Raw genomic sequence first — 13,851 nt, forward strand, 5'->3', positions numbered from 1 at the left:
TTACAGTAAATCTTTTTTTAAATTTTCGTATGAAATTTTTATTTTTAAATGATAAAAATAAAATAGCTAACGTGTAGTTTGTTTGAACGTAAGTCCAGTTGCAAACTACACTTTTATTTTGAAAGGAGACTTATCAATGTATCAAATTGGTGATTGTTTTTTATATGGCCGTGAAGGGGTTTGCACTATTACAGATATAGTAACTCGAAAAATAAAAGGAGAAGAAAAAAGTATTATGTCCTTGCTCCCCAGGACCATCATATTACTATTTTTATACCTGTTGATAATAAGCAGGCTGTTTTAAAAATGCGGCAAGAATTTTCATGTTCAAAACCAACAATTTTTAGATGCCTGTGAAAAAATATTATATGATGAATTTTCAACAGTCTTAAATATTGCACCAGACCAGGTTGTCTCATTTATTATCAATACAATTAATAATAGCGAGGAAAGTAAAAATGTATAAAATTAATGATTTTGTAATTGTAAATGATTATCATGTTTATCAAGTTATGCTAGTAAATCAATTCTACTATACCTTATCTTCATTAATTAACCCCCATACAATTAATGTTGATTCAACAAGTATTATAAAAAGAGTCCCATCGATTGATAACATCAATGAAGTCATTGAACGTATTCCTTATATTCGAACTTTACAAATCGAAAATGATCGTTTTCGCCAGGAAATTTATCAAAAAACAATAGCAACTTTTGATGAAGTTGATTTAATTAAAATCATCAAATCCATTTATATCCGTAAAAAAAGAAAAGAAAATCATAGTTATGAAAATAAATATTACCAATTAGCAAAAATCTTTTCCATGAAGAAACTGCCGCCAGCTTAAATATACAAATTAAAGATGTTGAAGATTATATTAGTAAAAAAGTATTAGAATTTTAAATAATTATTTATAAAATTAAAACCTATTAGAAATTGATTCTAATAGGTTTACTTTAAATTATGATAAATAAATAACATTCGATCTTTACCATTAATATCTTTAATTATCTCATGGCGATCATCAGGGAAATATGTTTGTAAAGCTTCTTCCATTAATTCACGTTGATCAAATCCCATTTCAAATGCTAATAAAGCCCGATCTTTTAATAATGGTTTTACCTCTTTAAAAATTCGGCGATAAAAATACAATCCATCATTACCACCAAATAAAGCCACATGAGGTTCATTATCTTTTACCATTGCTTCTATCTCTTGATTATTAGGAATATATGGCGGATTAGAAACAAAAATATCAACTTTAATTTCTTTTTCTAATAATGGTTCTAATAAATCTCCAACCATAAAATTAACATTTGCGCCTAAATTAGCAGCATTTTCTTTAGCAACTTCGATAGCTTTACTAGAAATATCACTAGCATAAACATTTGTTCGTGGTTCTTCTAACGCTAAACTAATTGCAATGGCGCCACTACCAGTACCAACATCACATAAATCTATTGTTTGATAGTCACTAAAATAATCATCAATATGATACAAAATATTTTCTACTAATTCTTCTGTTTCATAACGAGGAATTAAAACATCCTCATTGACTTTAAAGTCACGCCCAAAAAATGTTTCTACCCCTTTAATATATTGAATTGGTCGTCCTTGATAATACTCTTCCATTCCAGCTAAAAATTTAGCTTCTAATTCAGGATCAACTTCTTCATCATACATTAAATATAATTCATGAGGTTCTTTATTAGCTAAATGATAAAATAAAACTTTAGCAACGTTAACATCTTTATACTCGGCATCCAGTTTACTTTCTGCTTCATTAATTAATTGTTTTACTGTTGCCATTAATGTTGTCCTTCCATTTTTAAACGTTGATCTTCATTGATTAAAGCTGTAATAATATCGTCTAATTTACCTTCCATTATACGATCTAACTGTTGGATAGTAAGACCGATACGATGGTCAGTAACACGATTTTGTGGATAATTATAAGTTCTAATCTTTTCGGCACGATCACCGGTACCAATTTTACTTTTACGTTCACTATCTACTTGTTGATCTTGTTGTTGTTGATAATAATCATAAATACGAGCAATTAAAGCTTTCATCGCTTTATCTTTATTATCATGTTGAGAGCGGCCATCTTGACTAGCAGCAACAATTCCTGTTGGAATATGGGTAATTCTTACTGCTGAATCAGTTTTATTGATATGTTGCCCACCAGCACCACTTGCACGATATGTATCAATTCTTAAATCATTTTTATTGATTTCAACATCTACTTCTTCAACTTCTGGCATAACTAATACAGTTGCTGTTGATGTGTGAACACGTCCTTGCGTTTCAGTCTTAGGAACTCTTTGAACACGGTGTGATCCTGATTCAAATTTTAATTTTCCGTAAACATCTTCACCTTTTACCATAAATGAAATTAATGAATAACCACCAGCTTCAGCAGCATCAGCTTCCATAACTTCAATTTTCCAACCTTGTGATTCTGCGTACTTAACATACATCCGATATAGATCACCAGCGAAAATATTTCCTTCATCACCACCAGCTGCACCACGGATTTCCATAATTACATCTTTATTATCATTTGGATCTTTAGGAATTAATTCTAATTCTAAGCGATGAATAATATCAGGTAATTTCCCCTCTAATTCTTCTAATTCCATTTTTGCCATTTCTTTTATTTCAGGATCATTTTCTTTAACTAATTCCTTAGCTTCTTCGATTCCTGTAGTAACTTTTTTATACTCCTGATATAAATCGTAAGCACTTTGAAGTGAGGCTTGTTCTTTAGTAACATCAGTCATTTTTTTGATATCACTACCTATATCAGGATCCATTAACATATGACTTAATTCTTCATATCTATTTTCCATTGCTTTTAATCGTTCTAACATGCTTTCATTCATGATTTATACCTCCAAACCTATCCTATTATATAATAAACATTATAAATAAGCAAAATAAATTTATGCGAATCAATCGCTATTTTTTTTGATAATTATTTTTATTTGTTCACATTCAGTTCACTAAGCTATTTTATTATATAGGTGTAGTAAGAAAACTACCCTCCCTTTAATCATAGAAACCAAAGACAAGTTACCGCCGTAACTTGTCTTTATTTTTAGCTATCAAAAATATCAGGATTTTTCCTGATATTTTTATTTCTAAAATTTATGTGGTTTATCATAAACCTTATGACAATGACGACAACGTGGTTCATAATGGTCTTTAGCCCCAACTAAAACAATTGGATCTTCAAAAGAAGCTGGTTTACCATTAATTAATCGTTGCGTTCTAGTAGCCGGAGAACCACATTTAGCACAAATTGCTGTTAATTTAGTTACAAATTCAGCTCGTGTAAGCAACTCGGGCATAACACCAAATGACTCACCTCTAAAGTCTTTGTCTAATCCAGCTACCATTACTCGAATTCCTTTATCAGCCAAATATTCACAAACTTCGATAATATCTTGATCAAAGAATTGAACTTCATCAATCGCAACTACTTCTACATCAGATGTAATCTTTTTTAATATATCTTTGGCTTTTTCAACTACTAAACAAGGAACATGTGCTCCTGAATAAGAAACAATCTCACTATCAGAATAGCGATTATCAATTTTAGGTTTAAAAACCATGATATCTTTTTTGGCATAACTTAAAACATTAATGCGCCGAATTAATTCTTCAGTCTTACCAGCAAACATACATCCACAGATTACTTCTATCCAGCCATCTCGATATAAATGATACATTTATTTTCCTCCTAACTTCTTAAATCGCGAACGCCTTCACTAGTACCATCTGGACCAACATGTGCTAAATCTGAAAAGCGACTATAATTCTTTTCAAACGCTAAATTAACTTCTCCCGTTGCTCCATTACGATGTTTAGCAATAATAATTTCTGTTAAACCGCTATTTTCTGTTTGTTCACTTGGATCTTTATAATAATCTTCACGATAGATAAAAGATACAATATCAGCGTCCTGTTCAATTGCCCCAGACTCTCTTAAATCCGACATCATTGGCCGTTTGTTAGGACGTTGTTCAACCGAACGAGATAACTGTGAAAGTGAAATTACCGGTACTTCTAATTCTCTGGCTAAAGCTTTTAAAGTACGTGATATTTCAGATACTTCTTGTTGTCTATTTTCACGATTTTTTGATGATGATGTAATTAACTGTAAATAATCGATCACGATTAATTTTAAACCATGTTCACTTTTTAATTTTCGACTTTTAGCTACAATATCATTGATCTTAATTCCCGGACTATCATCAATATACATATTACATTTAGATACTCGCTCTGCAGCAGCATAATATTTATTAGCATTAGTCTTTAAAATTTCACCAGTTCTAATTGAAGAACCTTCAATACCACCCATTGAACAGATGATTCTTTGTACTAACTGTTCCGCAGGCATTTCTAGTGAAAATATTGCTACTGGTTCTTCTGATTTAAATGCAGCATTATGGGCAATATTTAAAGCAAAAGCTGTTTTTCCCATTGCAGGACGAGCTGCTAAAATTATCAAATCACCTTTTTGAAATCCTGAGGTTATTTTATCCAAGTCTCTAAAACCAGATTTAACCCCTGAGATATTACCATCAATTTTTTGTAATAAATTCAAACGATCAGTGACACTTCTAATTACACCGCGAATATCTCTAAATTCCCCGGCACTACGTTCTTGAGTAACTTTTAAAATTGTTTTTTCAGTATCATCGATAAATTCATCAATATCATCAACGTCACCATAAGCTTCTTCAGCAATTCTAGTTGTTTCTCGAATTATTTTTCGTAACGTTGCTTTATTATGCAAAATTTTTAAATAATGATCACTATGAGACACAGTAGGAACCGATTCACTTAAACGTAATAAATAATCGACACCACCACTTTTTTCAAGTAAGCCATGATCTAATAAATAAGATGTCACAGTAGTAACATCAACAGCTGTTCCCGCATCATTTAAAGCTGCCATAGCTTTAAAAATTGCTCGATGACTATCTTCATAAAAGTCCTCTTCAACTGCTTTATTTAAAATATCAATACACTTATCTTTAGAAATTAGCATTACTCCTAGTAGCGATCTTTCTGCTACAATATCATGAGGATATTCACGACCAGCCATATTTTTCTCCTATTGTTCTTTTAAATGAACAGTAATTGTTGCAATGATACCTTTATATAAATCAACTTTTAATTTTGTGTATCCTAATGCTCCAATTGGATGAGCATCGATGAATTTTCTTTTATCAATTTTAATATCATATTTTTCCCGTAGTTGCTCAACAATCTGTTTTGTTGAAACACTACCAAAAGTCTTACCATCTTTACCTGATTTTAAAGAAAATTCTAATGTTATATCTTCTAATCTTTTTGCTAATTGTTTAGCGTCATCTTGTCTTTTTAAATCTTCTTCGTGTGCTAATTGTTTTTCATTTTCAACAACTTTACGAGTTGCATTAGTTTCTAATACTGCTAATTTATTTTTAATCAAATAATTTTGACCATATCCATCAGCAACTTTTACAATATCACCTTTTTTTCCTAACTTTCTAACATCTTGTAATAAAATAACTTTCATTAATCATTCGTCCTTTCATCTAAATATTCATTAATTGCTTCTTCTAATAAATTAATTACAATTGTAATATCTTCATATTTTAATTGGCAGGCTGCCATTGAAAAATGACCTCCGCCACCCATTTTTTCCATTATTAGCTGAACATTTATATCAGTACTACTACGAGCACTAATAGAAACTTCTTCTTTCGCCGTTCGACCTACAATAAAGACTGCTTTGATACCACTAATACCAAGCAACTCATTACCAGCTTTAGCCAATAAAGTACGACTATATATTTTATCTTGTCTTCCATATGCAATCAAGATATTTTGCCCATAGCGATATGCAGTTTGGGTGATCGATAATTTTGTCACTGTAGTATCATAATCATCTTCTAGATATTTATAAGCCTGACTAACATTAGCTTGCATTTCTTTTAAACGAGCAGCTGCCTGGAAAGTTCTTGTTCCAACACGTGTTTTAAAATAATTAGTATCAATTAACATTCCAGTATACATAATCGTTGCTTCACGTTCAGTTACAGGAACTGTTTCTTTTTGATAGTCAAACAATTCAACAATTAACTCAACTGTTGAAGACGCTGATGGTTCCAAATATGTAAGTAGTGGCAAATCGATAAATTCTTCACCACGACGGTGATGGTCGATAACAACTTTATTTTGAATCAAATCTAAAACATCACTATCAATTGCCAGCGATGGTTTATGATTATCAACACATATCAATAGACTCTTTTCATGAATAAAATCATGAACTCGCTGTGGCAAAATAAATACACCTCGATATTTTTCAACATTTTGTAAGCTTTTAGCAACAGCACCAGTTTTTTCTTCTAAAGAATCATAGTCAATAATTATTCTAGTTTCTTTATCATAAGCTTTAGCTAATGCATACATTCCAATCGAAGCCCCAAATGAATCAAAGTCTGATTGTTTATGTCCCATAATAAATACATTATCAGCCTGCTTAATTAATCCAGCTAAAGTTTGAGCAATAACTCGAGCCCGAATTTTATTTGATTTTTCATAACTTTCACTATTTCCACCAAAATAACGGATTGGTTCATCGCTAGATTTAACAGTTACTTGATCGCCACCACGCGAATAAGAAAGAGAAAGTGCTGAAAAAGCCATTTGATCTAACTCTCTTAATATATTACTACCACGACCAATTCCAATTGAAAGAGTCATTACTTGACCTAACTGTTCAGCCTGTTTTTTAAAACCGTCCAAAATTTTAAATTTATCTTCTACCTGTTTGCGATAAGTTCTTTCATTAAATATTGCAATATACCCATCACTTTTATAACGTTTCAAAACAACACCATTTTCTTTAGCCCAATCAAGTATTATTTGCCTAGTTGTTGATTGAATTGATGCCGATGTTTGTTCATCAGCCTGTTCAATAGATTCTTCATAATTATCAACAGTGATATAGGCAACAGCAATTTGCTGATCAGTATATTCTTTACTAATAGTAATATAATCAGTAACATCTTTTAAATATAGCAGCCTTTTTTCCTTACTATTATATACCTCATATTTTCTTGAATTTATATCAATAACTTTTATATCATCATCTTCAAACAACGAAGCTAAAAGTGGTTGCCATTCCAATAATTTTTTACCAACAATATTTAATTGCAATTCAATAAATAAATCACTAATCCATGTAATATTACGATTTTCATCATATTGTATTAAACCAATACCACCAAAAATAAATGCATTCTTAGCCTCATCATTTAACGCCTCACTAACACTTAAATTATTTTCACTATGAATACTTGTTGCATAAATAATGAATCCAAAAACTATTAAATTTTTAATCCAAACATAAATCAAAAAGAGCAAGAAGTTATTTGATACAAAAACATATAAAAATAATGCAAAAAAACCTTCAATTACCAAAAGTATTTCTACAAAATTTTTTAATCTTGTCATCTTTACAGTCACTAAACCCACCACCTTATTAGTAATATCATTATACATGAATTTTATTTTCTTTTCATCATTTTAACTATCAATAACCCTGAATACACCCTAATAATGTAGGATTCACAAATAATCATTAAAATCCATAAAACTACAAACATAACTATCGGGTTTAATATTCCCTGTAAAAAAGGTATCACATTAATAATTCCTTGATAGATTTCTAGCCCTTCTTTGATAACATCAATTCCAAGCAGACCACTAAGAATAAAAAAAACAACTATATTTTTTATAGCTGATATAAAAATTAAACCATATTTACTAAAATTAATACTTTTTTGATGTTTTAAACAATAACCATAAAAAATTCCCATCAACAAAGTACAACTTGTAAAAAAAGTAAAAAACAATTCACCAGCTAAAAACAAAACAAAAAATGTCGTTATCAAGACAATCAACCCAGCTTGATAATCATAAATATACGTATAATAAGTTAAAATAACTACCATTACATAGGTAAAAAGAACATCAAATAAACTCCCTGTATACATATTAATAATTCCTAATACACCAAATAGCGACGCTAACATCGCTCCTTGCGTCATCATTTTTATTCGGCCACTATTCATTTTCGTCCTCCTTAAACTATAACGATAGTCTTTATAATAGTTTAAAAGATTATATCACAATCAATTCCTATCATCAATTAACCATCAATAAGCAAATATCAACAAAAAAAGAATACCCCTAAGGATATTCTAATCTTCAAACAAACAAGCACCATTTGTCTCAATAACTTTTTTATACCAGTAAAAACTTTTTTTAGGAATTCGTTTATAGGTACCATTTCCATAATCATCCACGTCAACATAAATGAAGCCATAACGTTTAGACATTTGTTTAGTTGATTCTGATACCAAATCAATACATCCCCAAGACGTATATCCTAAACATTCAACTCCATCTATTTCAATAGCATTTAACATTTCTCTAAAATGAGCATCAAAATAATCAATTCGATATTGATCATCAATTGTACCATCAGGTAGTACTTCATCTTTAGCTCCTAAACCATTTTCAACAATAAATAGCGGTTTACGATAACGGTCATATAAATCAACCATTGAAATTCTTAAACCAATTGGATCAATTTGCCAACCCCAATCACTAGTTGGAATATAGGGGTTTTTAATTGCGGTCATTGTATTAGCTGCTGTTTTCTTTAAACCCTGATCATCTTTAGCAACACAACTGCTTGAATAATAACTAAATGACACGAAATCAACTGGATATTTTTTCATGATTTCATCATCACCAGGTTCCTTAACAATTTTGACCCCTTCGTTTTTAAATTTAGCTAATAAATACGCTGGATATTCTCCAAATACTTGAGTATCACTATAACAATAAGTACTACGCATATCTTGTTGTGCTTGTAATACATCTTCTGGCTTACATGAATATGGATAATAAGTTAATTTTGTCAACATACATCCAACCATTGAACCAGGAATTATTTCATGACATATCTTTGTTGCAAGGGCACTAGCTACAAATTGATGATGCATTGATTGGAAAATAATCTGATTCCAATTCACATCTTCTGGAAAACGGTCTCTTACTAAGCCACCTGTTGTATAAGGATGACGAATCATACTGTCGACTTCATTAAATGTTAGCCAATATTTAACTTTATCTTTGTAACGAGTACAGATTGTTTTAACAAATTTTTCAAAAAATCCAACTAATTTACGATTATACCAGCCATTATATTTCAATACTAAATTAAGTGGTGGTTCATAATGTGACATTGTAACTAATGGTTCGATTCCATATTTTAAACATTCATCAAATACATTATCATAAAATTTTAAACCTTCTTCATTGGGCATTTCATCGTCACCATTAGGAAAAATTCTTGACCAGGCAATTGACAATCTAAATACCTTAAAGCCCATCTTTGCAAACATTGCAATATCTTCTTTATAATGATGATAAAAATCACTACCATGACGTTTTGGATATAAAGATTCATCATCAGTAGCTAATGCTTCTTCAATATCCTTACTAGTAATTTCATTTTGTTTAGCGTAATCTTGAACATCAACATCTAAATGCGAACGAGCACAATCTGATACTGAAATTCCTTTTCCGCCTTCTTTCCAGCCACCTTCTACTTGATTAGCAGCAGTAGCGCCTCCCCATAAAAATCCATCAGGAAATTTTCTTGTCATATTATTTGACCTCCTTATTTTCTATCCTTATATATCTTAGCATTTCAAATTTTTTTTGCCTGTTTATTTCATGAGATGAAACAAAATTAATATATAATATAGAAACTAATCGAATTTTACTTATCTAGATGATTTTATCAGACTGTTATTCTAAGTCATCAATTTTAAACATTATATCAAAAATAATTAATTACATTCTCTTATCGCTAGAATGAAACTGCCAATAAAACAATAATCTTGTAAATAATCAATCCGGACTATTTTTGGACAATAATCTTTAGGTAAATATTTAATCAATTCATTTTTTAACTTATCCAAATCTAAAAGAGAATTACATATAACTACTAATTCAGGAGCTATTGTAACTATACACAAAAGAACCTCATGTACTAAAAGTTCAATTGTCCCTTTAACAGTTTTATTAAGTTCAAAACGGCTTTTTGATAACTTTAGCGGCATAAATTGTACCTCACCACTTAATGAATGACTACCAACAAGCAGTTGATCATTAACTATATGTCCCATTCCAGCATTAGTGCTAACCGGTTGAAAAATAACAGAAATATTATGGTAGTTATTTTGACAAGCATGGTACCCTACAGCTGCAGCATTTACATCATTACACAAGATAATCTTTTGGCGATATCTTTTTCCAAAAGCTTTTTTTAGATTAGTTCCATCAATCATACCTGAAAGTTTCATAACATCTACAATTCCATCATTGATTATTCCTGGCGTTGCTATAGAGATAATATCAATATGAGTATGTTTAAGTGTCATCGTATCGACAATATCAAAAATATCTTCAATAGTAACATGATTCTTTATTATTTCTCCATCTTCAAGAACCTTATTATTTCGGTCAAATAAACGATATCCAATATGAACTCTAAGACTATTTCTAATCAATACTAAAGTTAATATTTCACCATGTTTACAAGTAATTTCCCCTAATGTTAAAACTTCATGTTCTTTTTTATACTCGGCAACTTGAACTTTTTCAATTAAATCAATCAATTTGCTTACATCATATTTCGCAAAAAACTGTGTAGGGATCTTTAATACTATTTTATTAGGCAGTTGTTCTTGAAGTGAAGCATGTTGATATGAAATCTGTGGTGCCAATAAAATAATATCATAATTCTCTGCTGTCTCTATTAATTTATTAAAAGCAACTGCTTCAAATTTAAAGTCTTTATCAAGAAGTTTAGCACACTCATTTAATTTCATGGCAAAAAAACCAGTCGTTAATCCACCACTACAGCTAAGTAATATTTTTACTTGTGGTCGATTTACAAGAGTTTGAATTATTTCTAACATTTCATTAAATAATTCTAAAGCATGTTTCATATTTTTCATTTGAAAATGTAGATAAAATTCATCAGTATGCAAATATGTATTAGACACTTTAAATTCAAAAAGCTGCATATTATGGTAATTAATTTGACTATGACTATACGCCGTTTTAATAATTACCGATTTATCTTCGACTTTAACTTGCATATTTTCATTAAAATCATAGGCTTTAATGTATTTCCAAAAAATATCAGCATTAATTTCTTTTAAAAACTCATCCATTTCCATTGACCTGTTCAATATAATCTTTGACACAAGATAAATCAGGATAAATCTTTGTAGCTAATAAACAATGTTCATGATCAGGCTGTTTCATATCTGGTATACAAATAACACTTATTTTTGCATTATGAGCCGCTTCGATTCCAGCTTCACTATCTTCAATAACTAGAGCTTCATCGGGATTTATACTAATTTTTTTACAAGCAGTTAAAAAAACATCAGGAAATGGTTTACTTCTTTCAACTTCATCACCAAAAACAAAATCATCAAAATAGCCTGTCAACTTATGTTCATTTAAAATTGTTAAAGCTCTTTTTTTAACACTAGAAGTAGCTAAACAAATATAAATATCTTTATTTTTTAAGTAATTCATTAAATCTTTTATACCCGCTTTTAAAGCTACTCCATCTTTATCAACATAATATTGTTCTCTTTCTCGAAAAAAAGCACATGCACTATCAATATCATATTCAAGATTATAATGTTTTTTAAAAAGATTCATTGTTGTCACCAATGTTTTACCAGGACAATGTTCAATATAATCATCTTTAGAAAAACTTATATTATAATTTTCAAAAAAATCTCGATAACATTCATACGAAATATACTCACTATCAACAATTACTCCATCAAAATCAAAAATAACACCTTTTATCATTTTATAACCTTCATCGCTATCTTTTTACACTAATAATTATACGATTTGCTTTTTTTCTTTCAATATTTGGCAATAATATCGAAAAACAAACATATTTAAGCCTATAATATGATTGAAAACAATCAAAAGGAGAAAAATATGATTCCTAAGGAAAGACAAGACGTAATTTTAGACGCCTTAAATAACAAAGGATATATTTCTGTAGAAGAGTTATCAAAAAAACTATATGTTAGCTTAGCTACTATTAGACGTGATCTTAACGAATTAGAAAAAAATGGTTTTCTTAAAAGAACTCATGGTGGTGCTTCTTTTATTAGTCAAGACCACATGATTACTTCTATTGACTATCGAACTAATTGGAATAGTGAAGAAAAAATCAAAATAGCAAAAAAAGCCGCCTTGCTAGTTGATAATGGTATGAATATTTTTATTGATTCTAGTTCAACAACTCTTTGGCTTGCTCAAGAACTTGCCAATAAAAAAGATTTGAACGTTTTAACAAATAATGTCTCAATTGCTCAAATCTTATCAAAAGATGAAACTAATCATGTTGAAGTGGTATGTGGCACTTATAATTATAAACATGGGAGTATTTTCGGTAATGATGCTGCTAATTATATAGCTAAAAGACATGCTGAAATCTTGTTTGTCTCTGCTAGCGGTTTTAATAGTAACGGAGTATCAACAAAGACTAAACGTGATATTGCAACAAAACAAGCATTTCAAAAATGTTCTGATTTAACAGTATTATTAATGGATCATACTAAATTCAATGAAATCAATTATTATTTAGTATATTCTTATGAAGATATTGATATCGTAATTGTAGATCAAGAACTCCCTGAGAATTTATTAACATTATGTAAAAAGCATAAAATTAATGTTATTGTTGCTAATTAAAAGAACTTCATAAATAAAGTTCTTTATTCGATATCATCAAACAAACTTAATTGAATATTTTCATGCTTATTTTCATATTTTTTTAAATAATCAAATATTTGATTATTATCATGAACTATGCCATTAGCCTGACACGTTTGATGAAATAATTGCATTAATTCATTGTTATTAGGGCTATTTAGCTGGTATTTCACCCCATAGGTCTTAATATATTTTTCTTTCATACCAGGAAATAAGTGGTCTAACTGTTGATAAAAATATTCTCGGTTTCCTTTGCGAAGAGTAACTCCCATGCCAAAACAAATTATGCCATAGACTTTAGCTTCAATGCAGTAATCTAAGATCCCTTTGATATTTTCTTTAGTATCATTAATAAATGGTAAAATTGGACAAAGCCAAACAACCGTCGGAATGCCTGCTTCATGCAATTTTTTTAACACTGCAACTCGCTCTTTAGTTGTACTTACATTGGGTTCGATTTTTTTACATAAATTTTCATCACAAGTTGTCAATGTCATTTGTACTACACATTTGGTTTTATTATTAATCGCTGTCAATAAATCCAAATCTCTTAATACGCGATTTGATTTTGTTATTAGAGTAAAACCAAAACCATATTTATAAGCTAACTCCAATGCTTTTCGAACATGTTTTAATTCATTTTCAAGAGGAATATAAGGATCACTCATCGATCCGGTAGCCAACATACATTTTGAACGTTTTCTTTTAAGATTATTTTCCAATAATTCAAGGGCATTTGCCTTAACTTCAACATCCTCAAAATCATGATCCATACAGTAACACTCACTTCTTGAATCACAATATATGCAGCCATGTAAACAACCGCGATATAAATTCATGCCATTTGTCGAAGACAAAATTCCCTTAACATTTTTAAAATGCATAAAACTCCTCCTATAGATAATTAATTATATCTAGCTTTTTATAATACATCAACAACTATAATT

The 13,851-nt window shown here is 29.9% G+C and carries 13 protein-coding genes; 2 read left to right on the forward strand and 11 right to left on the reverse strand.

Annotated elements, in window-relative coordinates; genetic code table 11:
* Nucleotides 1-458 precede the first annotated feature (458 nt).
* Nucleotides 459-848 carry a hypothetical protein gene (locus tag B5F09_RS05835; protein WP_087372524.1) on the forward strand — a complete coding sequence of 130 codons (390 nt, stop codon included), beginning with the start codon at nt 459-461 and terminating at the stop codon, nt 846-848.
* Nucleotides 849-952: 104 nt separating this feature from the next.
* On the opposite strand, the gene prmC is transcribed toward B5F09_RS05835, so the two are convergent.
* From prmC to B5F09_RS05885, 10 genes are all read right to left on the reverse strand, one after another.
* The gene (prmC, locus tag B5F09_RS05840) at nt 953-1,810 is read right to left on the reverse strand and encodes a peptide chain release factor N(5)-glutamine methyltransferase (RefSeq protein ID WP_087298630.1); all 858 of its coding nucleotides are present in this window, start codon (nt 1,808-1,810) and stop codon (nt 953-955) included.
* The gene (gene prfA / locus B5F09_RS05845; RefSeq protein WP_087298631.1) at nt 1,810-2,886 is read right to left on the reverse strand and encodes a peptide chain release factor 1; all 1,077 of its coding nucleotides are present in this window, start codon (nt 2,884-2,886) and stop codon (nt 1,810-1,812) included. The genes prmC and prfA overlap by 1 nt, the downstream gene beginning before the upstream one ends.
* Nucleotides 2,887-3,144: 258 nt before the next feature.
* Nucleotides 3,145-3,735, reverse strand: coding sequence for a thymidine kinase (locus B5F09_RS05850; protein WP_087298632.1), 591 nt, complete (start codon nt 3,733-3,735; stop codon nt 3,145-3,147).
* 11 nt (nt 3,736-3,746) lie between these two features.
* Nucleotides 3,747-5,120, reverse strand: coding sequence for a replicative DNA helicase (gene dnaB, locus B5F09_RS05855; RefSeq protein WP_087372527.1), 1,374 nt, complete (start codon nt 5,118-5,120; stop codon nt 3,747-3,749).
* Between the two features lie 9 nt (nt 5,121-5,129).
* Nucleotides 5,130-5,576: a 50S ribosomal protein L9 gene (gene rplI, locus B5F09_RS05860; protein ID WP_087298634.1), complete on the reverse strand. Its 447-nt coding sequence runs from the start codon at nt 5,574-5,576 to the stop codon at nt 5,130-5,132.
* Complete coding sequence (locus tag B5F09_RS05865; protein ID WP_087372530.1) at nt 5,576-7,534, reverse strand: DHH family phosphoesterase; 1,959 nt, start codon at nt 7,532-7,534, stop codon at nt 5,576-5,578. The genes rplI and B5F09_RS05865 overlap by 1 nt, the downstream gene beginning before the upstream one ends.
* 41 nt (nt 7,535-7,575) lie before the next feature.
* On the reverse strand, nt 7,576-8,142 hold the full coding sequence (locus B5F09_RS05870; protein ID WP_087298636.1) for a DUF2232 domain-containing protein: 567 nt from the start codon (nt 8,140-8,142) through the stop codon (nt 7,576-7,578).
* A gap of 129 nt (nt 8,143-8,271) precedes the next feature.
* Nucleotides 8,272-9,747 carry a 6-phospho-beta-glucosidase gene (ascB, locus tag B5F09_RS05875; protein WP_087372533.1) on the reverse strand — a complete coding sequence of 492 codons (1,476 nt, stop codon included), beginning with the start codon at nt 9,745-9,747 and terminating at the stop codon, nt 8,272-8,274.
* 186 nt (nt 9,748-9,933) lie between these two features.
* A complete protein-coding gene (locus tag B5F09_RS05880; protein WP_158095807.1) occupies nt 9,934-11,325 on the reverse strand; it encodes an ROK family protein in 1,392 nt (463 codons plus the stop codon).
* On the reverse strand, nt 11,318-11,983 hold the full coding sequence (locus B5F09_RS05885) for an HAD family phosphatase (RefSeq protein ID WP_087372540.1): 666 nt from the start codon (nt 11,981-11,983) through the stop codon (nt 11,318-11,320). Before B5F09_RS05885 ends, B5F09_RS05880 begins: the two co-directional genes overlap by 8 nt.
* Nucleotides 11,984-12,121: 138 nt before the next feature.
* Here B5F09_RS05885 and B5F09_RS05890 point away from each other — a divergent pair, with 138 nt between their 5' ends.
* A complete protein-coding gene (locus tag B5F09_RS05890; RefSeq protein WP_158095808.1) occupies nt 12,122-12,883 on the forward strand; it encodes a DeoR/GlpR family DNA-binding transcription regulator in 762 nt (253 codons plus the stop codon).
* Nucleotides 12,884-12,906: 23 nt separating this feature from the next.
* Here B5F09_RS05890 and B5F09_RS05895 read toward each other — a convergent pair whose 3' ends face one another.
* A complete protein-coding gene (locus B5F09_RS05895) occupies nt 12,907-13,788 on the reverse strand; it encodes a radical SAM protein (protein WP_087298641.1) in 882 nt (293 codons plus the stop codon).
* Between the last annotated feature and the right edge of the window lie 63 nt (nt 13,789-13,851).

Origin of the sequence: Erysipelatoclostridium sp. An173, assembly GCF_002160495.1 — a bacterium.
Taxonomy (GTDB): domain Bacteria; phylum Bacillota_I; class Bacilli_A; order Erysipelotrichales; family Coprobacillaceae; genus Thomasclavelia; species Thomasclavelia merdavium.

Coding starts and splice junctions, on each gene's coding strand:
- B5F09_RS05835 (WP_087372524.1), top strand. CDS start 459: ATGTATAAAATTAATGATTTTGTAATTGTAAATGATTATCATGTTTAT.
- prmC (WP_087298630.1), bottom strand. CDS start 1,810: ATGGCAACAGTAAAACAATTAATTAATGAAGCAGAAAGTAAACTGGAT.
- prfA (WP_087298631.1), bottom strand. CDS start 2,886: ATGAATGAAAGCATGTTAGAACGATTAAAAGCAATGGAAAATAGATAT.
- B5F09_RS05850 (WP_087298632.1), bottom strand. CDS start 3,735: ATGTATCATTTATATCGAGATGGCTGGATAGAAGTAATCTGTGGATGT.
- dnaB (WP_087372527.1), bottom strand. CDS start 5,120: ATGGCTGGTCGTGAATATCCTCATGATATTGTAGCAGAAAGATCGCTA.
- rplI (WP_087298634.1), bottom strand. CDS start 5,576: ATGAAAGTTATTTTATTACAAGATGTTAGAAAGTTAGGAAAAAAAGGT.
- B5F09_RS05870 (WP_087298636.1), bottom strand. CDS start 8,142: ATGAATAGTGGCCGAATAAAAATGATGACGCAAGGAGCGATGTTAGCG.
- ascB (WP_087372533.1), bottom strand. CDS start 9,747: ATGACAAGAAAATTTCCTGATGGATTTTTATGGGGAGGCGCTACTGCT.
- B5F09_RS05880 (WP_158095807.1), bottom strand. CDS start 11,325: ATGGATGAGTTTTTAAAAGAAATTAATGCTGATATTTTTTGGAAATAC.
- B5F09_RS05885 (WP_087372540.1), bottom strand. CDS start 11,983: ATGATAAAAGGTGTTATTTTTGATTTTGATGGAGTAATTGTTGATAGT.
- B5F09_RS05890 (WP_158095808.1), top strand. CDS start 12,122: ATGATTCCTAAGGAAAGACAAGACGTAATTTTAGACGCCTTAAATAAC.
- B5F09_RS05895 (WP_087298641.1), bottom strand. CDS start 13,788: ATGCATTTTAAAAATGTTAAGGGAATTTTGTCTTCGACAAATGGCATG.